A 20,577-nucleotide genomic window follows, 5' to 3' on the forward strand; every position below is an offset into this window, starting at 1 on the left:
GGCTGGCGGTCAATCCCGAAACACGATGGTGCGCGCGCCATTGGCGAGCACGCGGCCGCTGAGATGAAGGCCGACCGCGCGGGAGAGAACCCGCCGCTCGATATCCCGGCCCTTGCGCACCAGGTCCTCGGCGGTGTCGGCATGGCTGATGCGCTCGACATCCTGTTCGATGATCGGCCCTTCGTCGAGATCGCCGGTGACGTAGTGGGCCGTCGCGCCGATCACCTTCACGCCGCGCGCGTGGGCCTGATGATAGGGCTTGGCGCCCTTGAAGCCGGGCAGGAAGCTGTGATGGATATTGATGCAGCGATCGGCGAACTTCGCCGACAGTTCGTCCGACAATATCTGCATGTAGCGCGCGAGCACGACCAGGTCGGCTCCGGTCGCCTGATAGACCTCCCAGATCCGGGCTTCCTGCTCCGGCTTCGTCGCCGCGGTGACGGGAAGATAGTGGAAGGGGATGCCGTCCAAGTCGAGCGTGGCGAAGGTTTCCGCCGGGTGATTGGAGACGATTCCGACCACGTCCATGTCGAGCTCGCCGATGCGGCGGCGATAGAGCAGGTCGACCAGGCAATGATCGAATTTCGAGACGAGGATCAGCACCTTCTGCCGTTCCGCCGCCGGGCGCAGCGTGAGCGTGATGCCGTAGCGGTCGGCCAGGTTGTCGAACCCGCGCTGGAGGACCGCGAGGTCGGTGCCGCCCGGAAGGGCGAAGGCGGTGCGCATGAAGAAACCACCCAGTTCCGCGTCGTTATACTGGCTGGAATCGGTGATATTGCCGCCGCAGGCGAAGATATGCGCGGAAACGGCGGCGACGATGCCCGGCTGGTCCTGGCAGGATAAAGTAAGGATGAAATGCTGCGCTGGCATCGGGGCTCCAAGTAGCGATGAAAGGGATCAGGCGGTTGCGGCGGTCAACTGGATCCGCTGGCCGTCCGCGACGTAGGTCCGGACGCTGGTCCAATAGTGATAGGCAGCCCAGAAGCCGGTCAGCGACAGCGCCATCAGGGCATAACGCAGGGATTCGGCATTGCTGTGCAACGGCCCGGCGAGCGTGTCGCTGATCCAGCCGACCACCAGTGGCGCCACAATCAGATTGGCCACGTTCGCGGTCAGGAGACTGATCGCCATGCCCTGTGCCCGCATCGAGCAGGGTAGGAAATTGAGCAGCAACGCCATGGTCGGCCCGACATAGAGATAGATGGCCGGCACCACGATCCACAGCATCAGCGTCGCGACCCACAGTGAATGAGTCCAGTAGATGACGAAGGACGGGATGGTCGAACACAGGGTTATGCCGGCGAGGAACCAGGCGATGCGTTTCGGCTCGCGCATCTGCGGCATGGCGCAGATCGCGCTGGTCGCCAGCGTCGCGGCGATGCCTGCCCAGAGATAGATCGTGCCGAGCCGGGCGCCCGCCTCCGCTGTCGTCAGCCCGTAGTTTCGTTCGAGAAAAGTCTGGGTCCAGTACATCAGGCCCCAGCCCCACAGGCAGATGACCGTGCCCGCCGCGTTGATGTGCCAGGCCGAGCGCTGCGACCAGAGGAAGCGCAGCGTCTCGCCGAGCGAGGTCTTTTCCTCGGTGATCGGGTCGACGCACTCGAAGCGCCCGCGCACGGGCTCCCGAACAGTGAGGAAGATGATCAACCCGAACAGCACACCGGGCGCGCCGAGCGCGATGAAGGCGGCGCGCCAGCTGTGGAAATGATCGACGATCTGGCCGGCGACGTTCGAGCCGAGCCAGGCGCCGAGCGGGAGGCCGAGCGCATAGACCGTCAGCGCGAAGGCCCGACGATCGCGCGGGAAATAGTCGGCGATGATCGAGGTAGACGGGGGCGTGCCACCGGCCTCGCCGATCCCCACGCCAATGCGCACCAGCAGGAACTGCCAGAAATTCTGGGTGAGACCGAGCAACGCGGTCATCAGCGACCACAGCCCCATCGCGACGGCGACGATGTTGCGCCGGTTGGATCGATCGGCGAGCTGGGAGATCGGGATGCCGACGGTAATGTAGAACAGGGCAAGCGACACTCCGGTCAGCCAGCCCACCCCGGTATCGGAAAGGTTGAATTCGATCCTGATCGGTTCAAGGACCGTCGAGACGACATAGCGATCGGCGATGTTCAGGGCATAGACCAGGCCGAGGACGAGCACGACATACCAGCGGACGGATTCCAGACGCGGCGTAGTCGGTGTCATTATCTGCCCCCCTTAGTCCCCGGTCATGCCGGGTTGTTTGCGCCCGCCCATAGCTCGGTCAGGGCAGGCGCGTAGCTGCTTGCCATAAAGACTTCACATGCCGTGTCGCGTGTCACAGCGATCCAGACCGGTATGTGATGGATCGTCGTTGCCGCGACCTGGCCGATGCCGAAGCTCGGATCCTCGGCGTCGAAGCAACCGCTGACCATGAGGAGCGTGCGCCAGCCGGGGCCGCTGAGCGTCGCGCGAACGAGGCCGCCGCCGATCGTTGTCGCTGCACCGCTGTCAGCGATCCGGACAGCGATATCGTCGGCACGTTCGCCGGCGTCGATCAGCCACCAGCGCCTCGGCTCGACCTGAAGCAAACGGATTCCGTTCTCGGCCGGGGGGGCATCGGCAGCCCAGAGATCAAGGACGATCACGTCGCCTGCCGGCGCGGTGGTGACGGACACATCAATCACGATAACGTGTTCCCTCGCCATCGTAGAAAACCGGGTCGGTCACCGTGACTCGGACATGCTGGTCGCGGGTCGGCGAGGAGGCGAGCAGGACATCGCCCTTGTGGGCCTGGCCATCGACCAGCAATCCAAGCGCGATCGCGCCGTTGCCCAGCACGCGACCTGCCGCGGATGTGACATGACCCTGCACCGGCGCGCCTGTCGCCGCGATCAGCATCGATCCTTCGGGGATTGCCTCGTCATGCGCTTCCAGGCCGACCAGTTGCATCCGTCCGTCGGCAGACAATGCCGGTCGAGTGAGGCCAGCGCTGCCGATGAAGCCGGCGCTCTTGCGCAGCATCCGGCCAAGCCCGAGGTCGTGCGGTGTCGTGCGGCCATCGGCCTCGGCGCCGATCACGATATGGCCTTTCTCGATGCGCAGGAACTCAAGCGCTTCCAGGCCATAGGGGCAGCCGCCGTGCGCGCGCGTTTCGGTTTCAAGCGCATCCCACACCGGCGCTGCTTCGCTGCCCGCAGCATAGATTTCGAAGGCGCGTTCGCCGCTATAGCTTGCGGCGAGGACCAGTACCGGGACGCCGGCGATCGTTGCGTCGGCAACGCCCATATGGGCCGGCGGATCGATGCCGGCCAGCGTCGCGAGAATATCGCGCGCGAGCGGCCCGGCCAGCGCGATGCCTGCAAGATGTTCCTGCTGTGCCACCACCGACACGCGCAGATGCGGGGCCAGTACGCGATGCGCATAGCTCAGATGGGCCTCCATCCGGTCCGCGCCGCCGGTCGAACTGGTGAGCAGATAGCGGTTTTCCTCCAGCCGCCAGAAAGTGCCGTCGTCCATCACCATGCCGTCTTCGCGCAGCATGATGGTGTAGCGCCCTCGTCCGACCGCGAGCTTCACTCCCGTAGCGCAGACGATTTCGAGCAGGGCCGCCGCGTCGGGGCCTGACACGGCAAACTTCGCGAGGGTGGAGACGTCGACGATACCGGCGGCGGTGCGCACCGCGCGGGCTTCGCGCGTGGCCGCGTCATGCAACGTCTCGCCTGCCAGCGGATAGGCACGGGGACGATGCCAATAGCCGAGCGGCTGCCAGATCGGGTCGAGCCGTTGGTGCCGGTCGTACAAGGCAAGGCGGCGGCTCGGCGCGGCATGCCCACCTCCATCGGCGCCAACAAGCGTGCCCAGGGTAAGCGGCGTGAAAGGAGGACGGAAGGTCGTGAGGCCGGCTTGCGGGATATCGACCCCGGCGGCGCCGGCGAGGCGGGCGAGGGCGGCCATGTTGCTGGTCTTGCCCTGGTCGGTCGCCATGCCCAGCGTGGTGTAGCGCTTGAGATGCTCGACCGAGCGATAGCCCTCCCGCCAGGCGAGATCGATATCGGCGGCGGTCACGTCGTTCTGGAAATCGATGAAGCTGTGCTTGGGATCGGGCAGGGCGGCAGTGGCCGGGGCGATGGCCGCAACCGCGCCGGCCGCGGCGCCTACGCTGGTCACCGCCTGACGCGAGGCACCAGGTACGAATGCCTGGATATCGCCGCGCCAGTCGAGCGCGCCGCCCGCTTGGCTGTGGAGATGCACGACCGGCGTGAAGCCACCCGACATGGCGAGCAGATCGGCATCGAACCGCCGCCTGTCCGTATCGATCCGTGCCTCGACCGATGCCAAGTGATGACGCCGTCCCTTGGTCGAGAGCGGTGCTGCATTGGTGAAGACCGGGAAACGTGTCTCGGGCGCGGCATTACGGGCGTCGAGGATCGCGACGACCTCGCCACCGGCTGCTGCGACGGCTTCGGCGGTGGCATAGGCATCATCATTGTTGGTCGCGATCACCACGCGCCGGCCGGGCAGGACATCGAAGCGGGAGATGTAGGTCCGCACCGCCTGGGACAGCATCACGCCGGGGCGGTCGTTGCCCGCGAAGGTCAGCGGCCGTTCGAACGCCCCGGTCGCGAGGACGATCCGCTCAGCCCGGACATGCCAGAGGCGCTGGACCGGCGTACCGGCCGGGGGTATCTGGCCGGGTTCGGCCAGCCGTTCGGCGAGCGTTGCGAAGCCATGATCCCAAAGGCCCGATGCGGTGGTGCGCAACAGGGTGCGTATACCGGGCGGTGCGTCCCCACCGAGGCGATGATCCTGTTCGACCAGGATGACGCGTGCGCCGGCCTGCGCCGCCTGGTGCGCGGCGGCGATCCCGGCCGCGCCACCGCCGACCACCAGCACGTCGCAAAAGGCGGCGCGGTGTTCGTGACGATCCGGATCGGCCTGGGTCGGCGCCTTGCCGAGGCCGGCGGCACGGCGGATCAGCTTCTCGTAAAGCATCCAGCGCGAGGGCGGGCCGAAAAAAGTCTTGTAGTAGAAGCCGGCGGCGAAGAACGGCGAGGCGAGGCCGTTGATTGCTCCCAGGTCGAAGCCGAGGCTAGGCCAGCGGTTCTGGCTATGCGCGACCAGTCCGTCATAGACGAACAGGTCGGTTGCCCGCGTATTCGGCTCGGTCCGGCCGCCTTCGCCGACCGTCACCAGCGCGTTCGGTTCCTCGACTCCGGCAGCCATGATCCCGCGTGGACGATGATATTTGAAGCTCCGCGCAACCAGCCCGACGCCGTTTGCCAGCAACGCCGCCGCCAGCGTGTCGCCCGGCCGGGCAAGCATCGCGACACCGTCGAAGGTGAAACGCAACGTGGCAGCTGCGCCGCCGGAAATCCGCGAAGGGCCGCTCACCGGGGCACTGCCGGAACATAGTCAGTGACTGAGACAATCTCGTGGGTCTGGCGATGACGGCGCAGCACCAGCCATTGCCGGCAACCGAGCCCGTGGCGCCACAATTCGTCATCCAGTCCGCGCGGATTAGTGCGGGCATAGAGCCGCGCGACCGCTTCATTGGCCGGCATATCGAGCGTCACGATCGAATCGAGCGTACGTTCATAGCTGAACTCGATCTGCGCGCGGGGACCGCAATGGGGGCAGTGGATCAGCATCATCAGCGAAGCTGCGGCATGAAGCCGACCCCCGCTTCATCGATCGTTGCACCGCGTGCGAACCGGTCGAAGCTGAAAGGTGCTGCTAGTGGATGGGGCTCGCCGGTGGCGAGCAGATGCGCATAGCACCAGCCCGATCCAGGCGTCGCCTTGAACCCGCCATAGCACCAGCCGCCGTTGAGGTAGAGGCCGTCGACCGGCAGGGCCGAGATGATCGGCGATCCGTCGAAGCTCATGTCGGTCGTGCCCGACCAGCAGCGCACCATGCGCAGCCGCGACAGGGCAGGGACAAGCGCGATCGCTTCCGCCGCTGCCTTCTCGATCCGGGCAGGCAGGCCGCGCTGGGCATAGCTGGGGAATTGATCGGGGTCGCCGCCAAGCACGATGCCACCCTTGTCCGACTGGCTGATATAGCAATGCAGCGACTGCGACATGATGACCGTATCGATCATCGGCTTGACGGGTTCGGTGACGAAAGCCTGAAGAGTCTGGGCCTCGATCGGGAGCTTGATTCCCGCCAGAGCGGCGACGGGCCCGCTATTGCCGGCCACGCAGATGCCGACACGCCCGGCGCCGATCGCGCCGCGGCTGGTCTCGACGCCGGTGATGCGCCCGCCCGCCATGACGAGGTCGGTCACTTCGCAATTCTGGATCACATCCACCCCGAGCGAGTCGGCGGCGCGGGCATAGCCCCAGGCGACGGCATCGTGGCGGGCGGTGCCGCCGCGCCGCTGAGTCAAGCCGCCATGGACCGGGAAGCGCGCGTCCGGCGACATGTCGAGCAGCGGCACGATCTTGTGGACCTGGTCGCGGGTCAGCAGTTCGGCGTCGATTCCAGCGCAGCGCAATGCGTCACCGCGCTCGGCCAGCCGAGTCATGTCCGAATCCGAATGGCCGAGGAACAGCGCGCCGCGCGGGCTGAACATGACATTGTAGTTCAGCTCGTCGCTCATCCCCTCCCACAGGGTCAGTGCGAAATCGAACAGGTTGTGGAGGGCCGGCTGGCGATAGTTGGAACGGACGATCGTGGTGTTGCGCCCGGTATTCCCACCGCCGATCCAGCCTTTTTCCAGTACGGCGATCGATTTCATGCCGTGCACCTTGGCCAGGTAATAGGCAGTGGATAGTCCGTGCCCACCGCCGCCGATGACGACCACGTCGTAATGCTTCTTCGGCGCCGGGTCGCGCCAGGCGCGGGGCCAGTGGCGCTGCCCCGTAAAGCCTGCCCGCAGCAATGCGAGCGCCGAATAGCGCGTCATGCCGCCCAGCCGCGTTGCTCGCACCAGTCGGGCTCAAGCGTTGCGAAGCGGGCGAGGCCGAGCTTGGCGATATCCGCGAAGGAGCAGGCGCCATCGATCACCAGATCGCGGATCGCATGGCCGCTGGCCGGCGACAGGCCGAAACCGACGCCGGACATGGTCGCGACGGTGACGTTGCCGGGATCGGTGAGCCGGTCGAGGATCGGGCGTCCGTCCGGTGTGTTCTCGATCACGCCCGCCCAGGAGCGGATGACGTTCAAGCCGGCGGCCCGGGGGAACATCTCGGCGACGCGGCGGGCGAGGTTGCGGACCAGCGGCGAGGTTGGCCGTGCAACCGGACCCGCCGGCTCCACCGATATCCATTCATGCGGCCCGCCGCCAAAGGCGAGATTGCCGCGCAGCGTCTGGCGTCCGTAGAGGCCGTTGCCGTCGACGCCGCCGATTGTCATCAACGGGGCCGGCTCTGTCACGATCATCTCGGCACGAGCCGAGGCCAGCGGGAAATCCACGCCCAGCGGCGCAAGCAACATACCGGATTGCGGGCCTGCCGCCACGACGAGCGCATCGCACGCGATCCGACCGCGCGGAGTCTCTACCGCGACGACCTTTCCTCCCGCGGTCACGATCGACAAGGCGGGGCAATGCTGCAGAATCTGCCCGCCCAGATCCTGTAATGCCCAGGCATAGGCCTGTACCGTACGCTGCGGATTGGCATGGCCGCCGAAGCGAAGATGGATACCGCCAAGACAGGTCTCGTCGGTCAGCGGCACCATCTCCTGCGCCTGCTTCGAGTCGAGATCGTCGACGCGATAGCCCATCGCGGAGCACATCCGCCCGACGGCGCGATAGTGATCGAGCAGATCAGGATCGCGCTGGATGATGATCCGCTCACGGCGATATTCGGTGGGATAGCCGAGCAGTTCGTCCATCATCGGCCACATGCGCTGTTCTTCGGCGAAGAGCGGGCTCTGATAATGCGAGGCGCCGCCGCCGTTTCGGCCCGATGCTTCCCAGCCGACAATGCCCTTGTCGAGAACGACGACGTCGAGGCCGGATCGCGCCAGCCACCAGGCGGCGCTCAGCCCCGTCACACCGGCGCCGATGACGATGACGGATGCGCCCTTCGGTGCTGCCGGCTCAGACATGCATGTTGCCGCCAAGACCCGCGACATGGTCGGCCTCGTCCGGTGTGCCGATCACGGCATAGGGAGTCCATTGAGTCGGAATGCCGAACCACACGTCCCAGCCCCTGGTCATCTCCGGGCCTTCCTGCCAGTCGGCGAGAATGCCGAGCGGCACCGGGCGAACCGGCGCGCGGAAGCTGGCGACCGGCACCGAGGCGAGCGGCACGCCCTGTTCCTGTGCGAGCAGACACGCGACCTGATCGCGACAGCGGCGCCCCTGGCACTGGCCCATGCCCGCCCGGGTCAGCCGCTTGATCTGGTCGGGATGGGCCGGGCCGTCGTTGAGCAGGCTCGACAGCGACCGCGCGGCCATGCGCTCGGATCGGTCGAGATAGGACGGTGGCTGAACCCCGATCAGGTCGGCACGGGTCACCTCTTCGCACTGGCAGACGATCGTGTCAGCCGGGGCATGGCGGCCCAGCGCCCGGCTCCAGGCTTCGATCCGTTCGGGAGCGGGTGGGGAGGTGGTGGCGCAATCGCCGACCAAGGCTATCCGGTCGCTGGCCTCTGCCCCCGCGGCATCGAGCAGTTCGGTGGCTGGCCGGGTGCCGATCGCGAGGCAGATCGTGTCGCATGCAATGTCGACGATCGCGCTGCCACCGGCTGGTGCGATCCGGGCGGTCTCGACACCGTCGATTCCGCCCGCCGTTGAAACGATCGTGTGGCCGAGATGGATCGGCACACCCGTTGCCGACAGACGTTCCGCAAGGTCGTCCGGGCCCTGCACGGTGTCTGCAATCTCGATGATCCCCGCGACCTCTATCCCATACGACAGTGCGAGCAAGGCAGTCTCCAGACCGAGCCTGTCCGATCCGACGATCAGCACCCGGCGGCTGGCGAGCGCATCGTAGCGGGTCAGCAGTGCGGCGAAGCCCTGAGCGCCGATAACGCCGGGCTGGTTCCAGCCGGCGAAGCCAAGCACCAGATCGCGGGCGCCGGTCGCGAGCACGAGCCGGTCGAAGCCGATCATCGACGCGCTCTCGGCGTCGGCAATCCCCACCATCGGCTCGGGCATGGCGCGCATCGCCGGGCCGTTGATGTAGAGCCCCCAGGCAACGGTGCCGAGGCGGACATCGACGCCCGCCTCGAATGCTGCTTCAAGCGCGGGGTTGCTGGCGAAAACCTGTTCCAGCATGCGGCCGGGCTGCTGCACCGCGGCGGTCATCCGGCCGCCGTAGAAGAGTGGCACGTCAGTGCCCATCAGCCCGCCCGGCACCGGATTCTCGTCAACCAGCAGGACCGAGGCCCCGCCCGCCGCCGCGTCGATCGCGGCTGCCGTACCGGCCGATCCGGCGCCGACGACCACGACGTCGAAACGGGCGTCGGGGGCCGGCAGCTTGCCGTCGATCGCGTGAATGTCGCGCACCGTCACACCGCCTCCAGCGCCTGGGCGAGATCCGCGAGCAGATCGTCGACATGCTCGATGCCGACCGACAGGCGGAGCGAGGCGTCGGTGATGCCACCGGCCGCCCGCTCATCGGGCGACAAGGCATAATGCGTCGTCGTCGCGGGGTGGGTGATCAGCGTTTCCGACCCGCCCAGGCTGACCGCGAAGCGCAGCAGTCGCAGCCGGTCGAGGAAGCGAAACGCTTCGGGTTCCCCGCCCTTTACCGCGAAGGAAAAGGTCGAACCCGCCGCGCGGCATTGCCGGTCATAGACGGTGCGCGCAGGCGTGCCTGGCGCGAGGAAGCCGAGATAGGTGATGCCGGCGATTTTCGGATGATCGCGCAGGAATTCGGCGACGATACGGGCATTGTCCATGGCGCGCTCGACACGCAGATGCACCGTTTCCATCGATCGCAGCATCAGCCAGCTTGTATAGGGATCTAGGTGGCTGCCGAGCGTTGTGCGCAGCAGCCGCAAGGGCGCGACCAAGGCTGTCTTGCCCGAAACGCCGCCCGCCAGCAGGTCGCTATGGCCGCCGCAATATTTGGTGAGCGAGGTCATGCACAGATCGGCGCCGAGTTCGATCGGCCGCTGCATCAGGGGGCCGAGCAGTGTGTTGTCGACGACCACGATCGGGCGGATTCCGGTGCGCGAGCCCACCGCATCGGCGATCGCCACGACCATCGCGATGTCGACGATCGCGGCGGTGGGATTGGCCGGGCTTTCGACCACGATCAGCTTCAGCGCTCCCTTGGCCAGCGCTTCCTCGACCGCGGCTTCGACGCTCTTCCGGTCGCACCCATCGGTGAATTCGGCATGAGCCACGCCAAAGCCGGGCATCAGCCCCGTGTAGAGCCCGTTGGTCCCGCCGTAGATCGGCCGGCTGAACACGACGCTGTCGCCGGGCCGCAGATGCGCGAGAGCGATGGCGCTATGAGTAGCCATGCCGCTGTTGAAGACAGCGGCTGCCTCCGCCCCGTCGAGCGCCGCTAACCGTGCCTCGACCATGTCGAGATTGGGGTGGCCGAGCCGCGAGTAAATGTGGCCGTTGCCACCGACTTCGGGCCCGGTCCCGTCGAAATAGGCCTCGTGGATATCCTTCGCCTGCCGCGCGGAGGCATAGGCGAAGGTCGAGGTCATGTAGATCGGAGGCTTGGCGGCGTTGGCTGCACCAGCCGGATCATAGCCGGCGCGGACCGCCAGCGTCTCGGGGCGCCAGGCGGGATCGTCGGCGGCGCTCATGCCGCAGCGCGATCGAGATAGTCGGCCGCCTTGGCGCAATACCAGTCGACGAAACGAAGCGTCAGCGATTCCGCGTCGGGGCTGTACGGGCCGGGCGTGTAGCCGGGCGAGTTGACGCCGAGTTGATTGTTCTCGGCGAATTCCTTGTCCTGAAGGTTGGTGCGCGTCCACAGGTCGGTAAGCGTCTCGACGTCGTAGTCGACGCCCTCGACCGCGTCCTCGTGCACCAGCCATCTGGAAACGACATGAGTCTCGGTCGGCGAGACCGGAATCGCGGTGAAGGCGAAGGTATATTCGCTGGTCGAGTGGCAGAAATTATTGGGTTCGACCGCCCAGCGCAGCGAGCCGGTATCCCCGCCGCCTGCCTCGCACATCAGCTTCCTGACGTTGAACTGGCCGTCGGTGGTCATCGCGACGGTACCTGGGTTGAGCGGGAAGCGCACCGCCTGCCACCAGTCCTCGCCGACGGGGCCCATCGGCAGTCCGATCTCGGCCATGCGGCGACCAAAGGCGAGCGCTGGTTCGTCCTCAAGGTCGAAATAGGCCGAGGCGTTCACCGGGAAGGTCAGCGACAATTCCGGATGGCCCGTCGCGCAATGATAGCATTCGCGGCCATTCTCCATTACCAGCTTCCAGTTCGCATATTCGACCAGGGTCGATTGATAGGCGAGCTTCGCATGCTGCAGATTGTGTGGCGCGAGCAGCGGAGTCAGGTCGCGCCGCATCGTTTCGATATCGGGCGGCGTCTCAGCGAGGCAGATGAAGATCGCGCCGGCGACCCGTTCGAGGTGAACCTGCTTCAGGCCGTGGTCGCTCTTCTGGAAATCCTCGGGCATGCGGCCTGCCGCGAGCAGGCGGCCGTCGAGGCCATAGGTCCAGCGATGATAGGGGCAGGTCAGGCGCGCAGTATTGCCCTGTCCGGGCTTGCACAGGATCGAGCCGCGATGGCGGCAGCTATTGTGAAAAGCGCGCAATTCGCCGTCGCGGCCGTGCAGGATGATGACCGGCCAGCGGCCCACCATGAAGGACAGATAATCGCCGGGCTGCCTGATCTCAGCTTCGAAACCGGCGAACAGCCATGATTTCCCGAAGATCGCGGCGAGATCGAATTCGAACGCCGCGGCGCCGGTGTAGAATGCCTGTGGGAGCGAATGGCCCGCCGGGCGCGCACGCAGCAGCGCTGAAATATCCCCCAGGTCCAAAGCAAAATCTCCAACTTGCCCCATGGGATGAGTGGCATGACCCGATGGCCAAGCTGAAATCGCATTTGCGCATGGTGGCATGCCAAAAGCTGCAAGCGGCGGAAGCGTGGGCCTGATGCCGTTGCATCAGCACAAAAAACGCGCTTGGTATCGAAAAAGGGCATAGCCACTACACACGGGGAGATAGCCATAGCACGCACATCAACGGTCAATCGGCGCTGGCTCCCTCTGAACGCCCTGCGGGCGTTCGACGCCGTCGGTCAGCGACTGAGTTTCACGGCCGGCGCGCAGGCGCTGAACGTCTCGCAAAGTGCCGTCAGTCGTCACGTTATCAGCCTTGAGGAACTGCTCGGGCACAAGCTGTTCGACCGGTCCGGCCAGACCCTGGTGTTGACTGCCGCCGGCAAGGCGCTGCTGCCCGAAGTCAGCAAGTCGTTCGACCGGCTGGAGCAGACGATGAACGCGATCTGCGCCAATCCGAATGCGAGCCGGCCGATCAGAATCCATATCCCGCCGTCGCTGCTGCATCAGGTGGTGATGCCGATGATCCAGGCATTCCATGCCGAGCATCCCGACATCCGGATCGACATTTCAAGCTCGGGCGTCACCGGCCTGCCGAGCAACGAGACCGACATGGCGATCGTGTTCGACCGGCCCAATATCGACGACCGGGTCACCGACCTGTTGTGGATGGTCCGCGTCGCGCCCGTCTGCTCGCCGCAAACCGCTGCTGCTCATGCGGGCAAGCCGCTGGCGCAGTTCCTCGCCGACAACGACTTGCTTCACGTCAAGCTGGACGGCGAACCGCGCGGCCTGCTCTGGAGCATCTTCGCGCGGCAGTGCCGGATCGACCTCAACGTCGATCGCGGCCTTGCCTTCGATACGGCTCTCCTCGCGGTCGGCTATGCGATGAACGGCGGGGTCGCGCTGACCGATATCGACATGTTCGCGCCGGAGATTGCCGCCGGACGGCTGGTCGTCCCCCATGATTGCGTGATCGACGATGGTTTCGGCTATTATCTGAAGCTTCGCCCGGAAGACCTGGCCGATCCGACGATCAGCCTGGTACGAAGCTGGCTGATCGCGCGGTTCGCGGCGCGCCAGGCAGATCAGGCGGCGGCATGATGACCTGGGGTTTTTGCCCCATGACAAGATTGGCATCGCACGCGGCCGGGGATCGGCTATTCGGGGTTTCATGGACATGACCACGATTCCCCCAGAACGCCGGGCCGATCCGGCCACCATCGCCGTGCTCGAGACGATCGAAACCAGGCTGCGCTGGCTGTCGTCCTGGACGATCCACAACGCCAATCACCTGCGGGAGAGTCGCGACGGGCTGAAGGTCGGCGGGCACCAGGCGAGCTGCGCCTCGATCACCGCGATCATGACCGCGCTCTATTTCGGCGCGCTCAGGCCGCAGGACAAGGTGGCGGTGAAGCCGCATGCCGGCCCGGTGCTCCACGCGATCCACTATCTGCTTGGCCAGCAAAGCCTGGATGCGCTGCAGCGCTATCGCGGCATGGGTGGTGCGCAGAGCTATCCCAGCCGAACCAAGGATACGATCCCGGTCGATTTCTCGACCGGATCGGTCGGCCTCGGTGTCGCGATCACTGCCTTTGCCAGCCTGATCCAGGATTATCTGGTCGCGCATGGCGAGATGGCCGAGGCGGATACGGGCCGGATGATCGCGCTGATGGGCGACGCGGAGCTCGACGAGGGCAATATCTACGAATGCCTGATCGAGGCGTACAAGCACGATATCCGCAATTGCTGGTGGATCGTCGACTACAACCGCCAGTCGCTCGACAGCACCACGGCTGACCGCATGTTCCGCCGCTTCGACGATATCTTCGAAACCTGCGGCTGGCGGGTCGAGACGCTGAAGCACGGCAAGACACAGCGCGAGGTGTTCGCGCGGCCCGGTGGCGGGGCGATCGCCGACTGGATCGACGCCTGCCCCAATGCCGAGTTCGCGGCGCTCACCTATCAGGGCGGCCCGGCCTGGCGTGAGCGTCTGCTGGCTGACCTGGGTGCTGACGGCGCGGCGCGGGCGCTGATCGAGGCGCATGACGATGCGGCGCTGGCTGCCCTGATGACCAATCTCGGCGGGCATTGCATCGAGACGCTGCTCGACGCCTTTGCACGCTGCGACGACGATCGGCCGACACTGTTCATTGCCTATACCGTGAAGGGCTATGGCCTGCCTTTTGCCGGGCACAAGGATAATCATGCCGGATTGATGAACCCGACCCAGATCGAGGGGCTGCGCAGCGATCTCGGTATCGCGCCGGGCGAGGAATGGGCGCCCTATGGCGGCCTTGGCGACAATGCCGCCGCTGCGGTGCGCTCCTTCGTCGAGGCGAGTGCGCTGGCGCGGCCGCGCGGTGTCGCCGCCGCGGCACCCGTCGCGGTGCCGGCCGTGCTGCCGGTCCCGGACGGCGCCGAACTGTCGACCCAGGCAGCATTCGGCCGTATCCTGCTCGATCTCGCCAAGTCCGGGCACCCGCTTGCCGATCGCATTGTCACCACGTCGCCCGACGTCACCGTCTCCACCAATCTCGGCGCGTTCGTGAACCAGCGCGGGCTGTTCCGCCGCCAGGAACTCAAGGACGTCTTTTCCGCCGCACGAATTCCGTCTGCGCAGAAATGGGCCGGGCACGGCGCGGGGCAGCATATCGAACTCGGCATCGCCGAGAACAACCTGTTCCTGATGCTCGCGGCGCTCGGCCTGTCTGCACCTTTGTTCGGCACCCGGCTGATCCCCATCGGCACGGTCTATGATCCGTTCATCGCCCGTGGGCTCGATGCGCTCAACTATGCCTGTTACCAGGATGCGCGCTTCCTGCTGGTCGCGACGCCGTCGGGGCTGACGCTCGGGCCTGAGGGTGGCGCCCACCAGTCGATCAATTCGCCGCTGATCGGTATCGGCCAGCCCGGCCTTACCTATTTCGAGCCGGCCTTTGTCGACGAGCTCGCGCTCATCATGGGCTGGTCGTTCGAGCATCTCCAGGCAGCGGAGGGGGGATCGGTATATCTGCGCCTGACGACGCGGGTGATCGAGCAGATCGAGCGCACCGATGACGGCTGGCAGCAGGACGCGCTGAAGGGCGGTTACTGGTTGAAGCGGCCTGGCGGCGACCGCGATGTCGCCATCGTGTTCACCGGCGCCGTCGCACCGGAGGTTCTCGAAGCCTATAAGGAACTGGCTGGCGACCTCCCCGGGCTGGGTCTTTTGATGGCGACCTCGCCCGACCTGCTCCACCGGGGTTGGTCGGCACAACGCGCAAGCCGATGGACGGGGAAGGGGCGAGGCGCCTCTCACGTCGAAAGCCTGCTTGGCGACCTTGCGCCTGGAGCCGGGCTGGTAACGATCATCGATGGATCGCCGTCGACGCTCTCATGGCTTGGCGGTGTCTGGGGAATGCGCGTGAGCCCGCTCGGAACCGACAGCTTTGGCCAGACGGGGGACCTGCCAGACCTGTACCATCGCTACAGGCTCGATACCGATGCCATCATCGATTCCGTCGCGAATATCTTCCTGGATACCGCGAACGGCAAATAGGCGACCGGTTAGCCGGTCTTCCTGCCGGGCATCGACATTTGCGCGCGCTGGGCGCAGCCTATCTTTCCTGGGAGAGCAATGGCTCGCCCTGACCTTGGGAAGGATCGGAGATCATGGCAAAATCGCCAGGTAAAGTGGCCGCCAAGCCGGCCGGGAAGACAGCAACAGCCGCACCAAAGGCCACGCCGCCAAAAACGCCCAGAAAGGCAGTGTCGGCGAAGATCGCGACCATCGCGCCGGCGCCCAAAAATACCGGCAAGACGGCGAAACCCGCCAAGACCGCACCGCTCAAGCCAAAGGCAGTGGCCAAAGCCGCGCTCAAGGAAACCTCCTCCCGGATTTCGCAGCTCGCCTCGGATATCCTGACCGACCGTATCGTGCCGACCATCGAGCAGATCAAGGCGATCGCCGCGTCAGCGCTCGGTCAGGACGAGACCAAAGGCGGGAAAGGAAAGGGCAAAGGCAAGAAGAAAAAATAGGAGCACGGCGGCCCCGTTCGACGCCATAGAGGCACATCGTCAGCCGGGCGCGGGTGAACGATCGGCTTCACCGTAGGGCACGTTATCGCAACGACCATAGCATATGGCCGTTGATTCCGATCATCGGGCGAGTTCCCGCGTTTCGCTTTCCGGACAGCGACGCGTTGCCTGATATCGTGCCGGATCGTGGCATAGAAGGCTGCGCCATTGAGGCCCACCCGCCTCATGCTGGCTGGACAGCCCGGCATGCTCATGACTATCGGTCCGGGGATGAGTGTCATCGCAACCATCATGAATACGGCCACTGGCCAGCCCATCCAGAAATTCACCTTCGGTCGCATGCCGAAGCCATGGGTCTCCTTCAATCTGGATACAGGCGAACTGGTGACTGCCGACCGGGTCGAGGTCGGAAAGCCGGCGCCGGGCAAATTTGCGGTGCCCGTATCGGTTTGGGTGACGCCGAAAAAATAGCGGCACGGGGGCTGGCATGCTCCCGCAATACGGCTGGCCGCAGGGTGGCAGCGGACATTTGGGAAGCGGTTCGTCCGCAATCCCCGATAGCACTGCCTGAGACGGTTTGCTGGCGGTTCGGCCTGTCGCTGACCGCCTGGAGATCAATGCCGGCCTGATCGGCTTCGTTTCGATCGGTTTGGACCGCGCGGGCTCCCCTCAACATCACCTCGACGGGATACCGTCCTTCAAGCCCGGCCATCGTTGCGCGAGGCGATCAATGTCGCTGGTCGGCCCCGCATGGTAATTGGCCTGACCTCTCTGGACAGGCCATTGCAGGTACGATAGCCTTCATGCGTGGATGACCGCGGGGCTTGCCTTCCGTTGCCGGACTTTCACGGGGGGCGCAAAGCGTCGAGAAAATGTGACGTGGAGGGGAAGGGGAGAGGCATGAAGCGGATACCCCATCTGCGCTGGTGGATCGTCGCGCTGGTCTGTGCCGGCACGATCGCGAACTACCTTGCGCGAAATTCGCTGGGCGTGCTCGCGCCGCAGCTGAAGACCAGCCTGGCGATGACGACTCAGCAATACAGCTACGTCGTCGGCGCGTTTCAGCTCGCCTACACCGTGATGCAGCCGATCGCGGGGTTCGTCGTCGATCGCTTCGGCCTGCGCGTCGGGTTCGCGCTGTTCGGCGTCGCCTGGTCGTTCGCCAACATGTTGCATGCGCTCGCGGCGGGTTGGCTGGGACTAGCGTTCTTCCGCGGGCTGCTCGGGCTGGCCGAATCCGCTGCCGTGCCGTCGGGGATCAAGGCGATCGCCGAATGGTTCCCGGCGCGTGAGCGTTCGGTGGCGGTCGGCTGGTTCAACGCCGGCACGTCGCTTGGCGCGCTGATCGCCCCGCCGGTCGTGATCGCGGTATCGCTCTGGGCTGACTGGCGGGTCGCGTTCATCGTCACCGGCGCGGTCGGCCTCGTCTGGGCGGCGGCGTGGTATGCCTTTTATCGGAGCCCGGCGGCGCACCCGGCGATCACGCCCGAGGAGCAGGCGCTGATCGCGGCCGACCGTCCGAGTGTGCCGGGACCGCGCGCGAGTGCCCGCGAGATCCTGGGTTCAGCGAAATTCTGGGTCATCGCCGTACCGCGTTTCCTGGCCGAGCCGGCATGGCAGACGTTCAGCTTCTGGATTCCGCTCTATCTCGCCACCGAACGCGGCATGGACCTGAAGCAGATCGCGCTGTTTGCCTGGCTCCCGTTCCTCGCGGCTGATATCGGCGGTGTGCTTGGCGGGTATTTGTCGCCGTTCCTGGTCAGGCGCTTCGGCGTTCGGCTCATCACCTCGCGCGTTGCGGGCATCAGCCTTGCCGCCGTGCTGATGATCGCGCCGGGTTGCATTGGCCTCGCCGTCAGCCCCTATACCGCCATCGCCCTGTTCTGCGTCGGCGGTTTCGCCCATCAGATGATCTCGGTGCTGATCAACACGCTGTCGGCCGACGTGTTCACGCCCGAGGAGGTCGGCACCGCCAATGGCTTTGTCGGCCAGGCGGGCTGGATCGGCGGATTGCTTTTCTCGCTGCTGATCGGCCAGCTTGCGGACACGGTCGGCTATGCGCCGCTGTTTGCCGCCCTGTCCGTGTTCGACCTGATCGGTGCCGTCGTCCTGATCGTCGGCATAAGACACCTGACTGTTCCGGAGCCCCGCCGATGAGACGTGCCACGCTTTCCAACCCGCCGCTGTTCTCGCTGGCGGAGCAACGTCGCGGTCGCCTGACCCTCGTCGCCGATACTGGCGCCGTGGCGCATATCTTCGTGCTGGAGGAAGATATCGCGCGGCTCCTGCTGCTGGCCGACGGCGTTGTGACGAGTCCGCCGAGTTGGGCGATCGCGGCGGGGGCAAGTGACATTGCCGAGCCCGGACGCGACCGGATGGATGTGGACGGGTTCACCTGCCCGGATTTCGCCCTTGCTGTCGAGGACGGGCAGATCGTCGTCGAGACGATGCTGCTGCGCATCACCATCCGCCTGCACGGCCTGCATTGTACCTGGGAGCAGCGCGATGGCGAACAATGGCGGCTGATGGCGGCTGATCGCCCGACCCAGGCCTATGATTTCGGCTGGTGGGACGGCCGGGTCTACCATTATTGCGCGCGCCAGACCGGCGAACGCTATTACGGGCTCGGCGACCGGACGGGTGACAGCAATCGCGCCGGGCGCAGCTTCCGCCTGACCAACCTCGATCCGATGGGCTATGACGCCGAACAAAGCGACCCGCTCTACAAGTCGATCCCCTATATCCTCGTCGCTGACGCCATGGGCCGCTGCCACGGCGCTTTCTACGACAGCGTTGCCGGTGTCAGCGTCGACTTCGGGCGCGAGCTCGATAATTATCACGGGCACTACCGCCACATCGTCGCTGATACCGGGGACCTCGACCTGTGGATGATCGCCGGGCCCGATCCGCTGGCGGTAACCCGGCGGTTCACCTGGCTCACTGGACGTCCGGCGCTGATGCCGCGCTGGACGCTCGGCTATTCCGGGTCGACCATGAGCTACACCGACGCGCCGGACGCGGCGGAGCAGATGGCTGGGTTCCTCGACAAGCTCGGCGAGCATGATCTCGGCTGCACCTCGTTCCATCTGTCGTCCGGCTACACTTCGATTGGCGACAAGCGCTATGTGTTCCACTGGAACCGCGACAAATTCCCTGACCCGGCCGCCTTCGTCGCCAGCTATGCCGGGGCGGGCGTTCGGCTCGTGCCCAATATCAAGCCCGCGCTGCTGCGCAGCCATCCGCGCTATGACGAGGTCGCGGCCGCCGGCCTGTTCGTAGGTGACGGGCAGGGTGCACCGGTGGAGGCGCAGTTCTGGGATGAGGTCGGAAGTTATATTGACTTCACCAACCCGGCCGCCGCCGCCTGGTGGCGTGACCAGGTCAAGTCGGCGCTGCTCGATCAGGGCATTGTCGCGACGTGGAACGACAATAACGAATATGAGATCTGGGACAGGCGCGCCCGTTTCTATGGCTTCGGTTCGCCATGTTCCGCCGCCGCGATGCGGCCGGTGCAGCCGATGCTGATGGCCCGCGCGTCCCGCCGTGCGCAACAGGAGACCGCGCCCGGGTCGCGGCCCTATGTCGTCACCCGGTCGGGCATGGCCGGGCTACAACGCTATGCGCAGACATGGACCGGCGACAACCGCACCGAGTGGAAGACCATCCGCTACAATGCGCGCATGGCGATCGGGCTGGCGCTGTCGGGCGTGTCGAACAGCGGGCACGATGTCGGCGGCTTTGCGGGCCCGGCGCCTGAGCCGGAACTGCTTCTGCGCTGGGTGCAGGCAGGTGTGTTCATGCCGCGGTTCAGCATCCATAGCTGGAACGACGATCGCACGGTCAACGAGCCGTGGATGTACCCCGAAATCCTGCCGGCCATCCGCCGGCTGCTGGCGCTGCGCCAGACGCTGGTGCCGTTCCTCTACGACCTGCTGCATCGTTATCATGCCGCGTGCGAGCCAATGGTGCGGCCGACCTGGCTCGACTTCCCCGGCGACGCGCGCGCCTGGGACGAGAATGACGAGCATTTGCTCGGTTCGGATCTGCTGGTCGCGACGGTGATGGAGCCGGGGGCCACGACGCGGTCCCTGCGAACGCCGGCGGGGGCTGACTGGATCGATATGTGGACCGGCGAGCATGTCGAGGGTGGCGCTGAGGTCACCCTCGCGGCGCCGCTCGACGGACCGCCGCCACTGCTCGCGCGTGCCGGATCGGCGATGCTGGTCGATCTCGCGAAGGGCGGATGGCGACCTGAACCCTATCAACGCGGCGTGTGGCTGTTTCCGCCACGCGAAGGCGCGTTCGCCTGGAGCGCGATCGAGGATATGGGCGACGGCGACGGGCCGGTCGATCGCTGGCATGTCGATGGTCGCGCCGACCCCGAGCGCATCGCGATCACGGTGCGGCGCGAGGGGCCGGGAAGCGGTGGTGACGGAAGGCTTACATTGCTGCTGCCGCCCGGGGAGCGGCGCTTGCTACAGGTCAATGACGGGATTGGCGATGCCGTGACTCACGACGGACGTCGCGGCGTTACGCTGGCCGTCTAGTGCATCCAAAGTTCATATCGAGGTACGATTGGAGCGCGAAACGCTTGCCCTTCGATACGCCATCTCGACAAGCCTGTTTCGAGCGTCGTCGT

Annotated in this window: 16 protein-coding genes; 6 read left to right on the forward strand and 10 right to left on the reverse strand. The window is 65.8% G+C overall.

Annotated elements, in window-relative coordinates; translation table 11 throughout:
• Positions 1 to 9 precede the first annotated feature (9 nt).
• The 10 genes from purU to NDN01_RS06285 are packed head-to-tail and all read right to left on the reverse strand — an operon-like array spanning position 10 to position 11,897.
• Positions 10 to 870, reverse strand: coding sequence for a formyltetrahydrofolate deformylase (gene purU, locus NDN01_RS06240; RefSeq protein ID WP_272626505.1), 861 nt, complete (start codon positions 868 to 870; stop codon positions 10 to 12).
• Between the two features lie 27 nt (positions 871 to 897).
• Positions 898 to 2,199: a spinster family MFS transporter gene (locus NDN01_RS06245; protein WP_272626506.1), complete on the reverse strand. Its 1,302-nt coding sequence runs from the start codon at positions 2,197 to 2,199 to the stop codon at positions 898 to 900.
• Between the two features lie 23 nt (positions 2,200 to 2,222).
• Positions 2,223 to 2,660 (reverse strand): sarcosine oxidase subunit gamma, encoded by a 438-nt coding sequence (locus tag NDN01_RS06250; protein WP_272626507.1) that lies wholly within the window; start codon positions 2,658 to 2,660, stop codon positions 2,223 to 2,225.
• Entirely contained in the window at positions 2,653 to 5,367 is a 2,715-nt protein-coding gene (locus tag NDN01_RS06255) for a 2Fe-2S iron-sulfur cluster-binding protein (RefSeq protein WP_272626508.1), read from the reverse strand. The genes NDN01_RS06250 and NDN01_RS06255 overlap by 8 nt, the downstream gene beginning before the upstream one ends.
• Positions 5,364 to 5,627, reverse strand: a complete 264-nt coding sequence (locus tag NDN01_RS06260; RefSeq protein WP_272626509.1) for a sarcosine oxidase subunit delta — start codon at positions 5,625 to 5,627, stop codon at positions 5,364 to 5,366. Before NDN01_RS06260 ends, NDN01_RS06255 begins: the two co-directional genes overlap by 4 nt.
• Positions 5,627 to 6,883: a sarcosine oxidase subunit beta family protein gene (locus NDN01_RS06265; protein WP_272626510.1), complete on the reverse strand. Its 1,257-nt coding sequence runs from the start codon at positions 6,881 to 6,883 to the stop codon at positions 5,627 to 5,629. The genes NDN01_RS06260 and NDN01_RS06265 overlap by 1 nt, the downstream gene beginning before the upstream one ends.
• A complete protein-coding gene (locus NDN01_RS06270; protein ID WP_272626511.1) occupies positions 6,880 to 8,028 on the reverse strand; it encodes an NAD(P)/FAD-dependent oxidoreductase in 1,149 nt (382 codons plus the stop codon). The genes NDN01_RS06265 and NDN01_RS06270 overlap by 4 nt, the downstream gene beginning before the upstream one ends.
• Positions 8,021 to 9,433 carry an FAD/NAD(P)-dependent oxidoreductase gene (locus NDN01_RS06275; RefSeq protein WP_272626512.1) on the reverse strand — a complete coding sequence of 471 codons (1,413 nt, stop codon included), beginning with the start codon at positions 9,431 to 9,433 and terminating at the stop codon, positions 8,021 to 8,023. Before NDN01_RS06275 ends, NDN01_RS06270 begins: the two co-directional genes overlap by 8 nt.
• A gap of 2 nt (positions 9,434 to 9,435) precedes the next feature.
• Positions 9,436 to 10,695 (reverse strand): cystathionine gamma-synthase family protein, encoded by a 1,260-nt coding sequence (locus NDN01_RS06280; RefSeq protein WP_272626513.1) that lies wholly within the window; start codon positions 10,693 to 10,695, stop codon positions 9,436 to 9,438.
• Complete coding sequence (locus NDN01_RS06285; protein ID WP_272626514.1) at positions 10,692 to 11,897, reverse strand: aromatic ring-hydroxylating oxygenase subunit alpha; 1,206 nt, start codon at positions 11,895 to 11,897, stop codon at positions 10,692 to 10,694. Before NDN01_RS06285 ends, NDN01_RS06280 begins: the two co-directional genes overlap by 4 nt.
• Positions 11,898 to 12,041: 144 nt before the next feature.
• Between NDN01_RS06285 and NDN01_RS06290 the strand changes: the two genes are divergently transcribed.
• The 6 genes from NDN01_RS06290 to NDN01_RS06315 all read left to right on the forward strand — a co-directional run bounded on the left by NDN01_RS06290 (position 12,042) and on the right by NDN01_RS06315 (position 20,485).
• Entirely contained in the window at positions 12,042 to 13,022 is a 981-nt protein-coding gene (locus tag NDN01_RS06290; protein ID WP_272626515.1) for a LysR family transcriptional regulator, read from the forward strand.
• A 76-nt stretch (positions 13,023 to 13,098) separates the two neighbouring features.
• A complete protein-coding gene (locus NDN01_RS06295; protein WP_272626516.1) occupies positions 13,099 to 15,459 on the forward strand; it encodes a transketolase in 2,361 nt (786 codons plus the stop codon).
• 134 nt (positions 15,460 to 15,593) lie between these two features.
• Positions 15,594 to 15,938 carry a hypothetical protein gene (locus tag NDN01_RS06300; protein ID WP_272626517.1) on the forward strand — a complete coding sequence of 115 codons (345 nt, stop codon included), beginning with the start codon at positions 15,594 to 15,596 and terminating at the stop codon, positions 15,936 to 15,938.
• 270 nt (positions 15,939 to 16,208) lie between these two features.
• Positions 16,209 to 16,409, forward strand: a complete 201-nt coding sequence (locus NDN01_RS06305) for a hypothetical protein (RefSeq protein ID WP_272628049.1) — start codon at positions 16,209 to 16,211, stop codon at positions 16,407 to 16,409.
• 429 nt (positions 16,410 to 16,838) lie between these two features.
• On the forward strand, positions 16,839 to 18,095 hold the full coding sequence (locus NDN01_RS06310) for an MFS transporter (protein WP_272626518.1): 1,257 nt from the start codon (positions 16,839 to 16,841) through the stop codon (positions 18,093 to 18,095).
• The gene (locus tag NDN01_RS06315; RefSeq protein ID WP_272626519.1) at positions 18,092 to 20,485 is read left to right on the forward strand and encodes a glycoside hydrolase family 31 protein; all 2,394 of its coding nucleotides are present in this window, start codon (positions 18,092 to 18,094) and stop codon (positions 20,483 to 20,485) included. The genes NDN01_RS06310 and NDN01_RS06315 overlap by 4 nt, the downstream gene beginning before the upstream one ends.
• Positions 20,486 to 20,577: the final 92 nt, after the last annotated feature.

The sequence above is a fragment of the Sphingomonas sp. QA11 genome, assembly GCF_028473665.1.
Taxonomy (GTDB): domain Bacteria; phylum Pseudomonadota; class Alphaproteobacteria; order Sphingomonadales; family Sphingomonadaceae; genus Sphingomonas; species Sphingomonas phytovorans.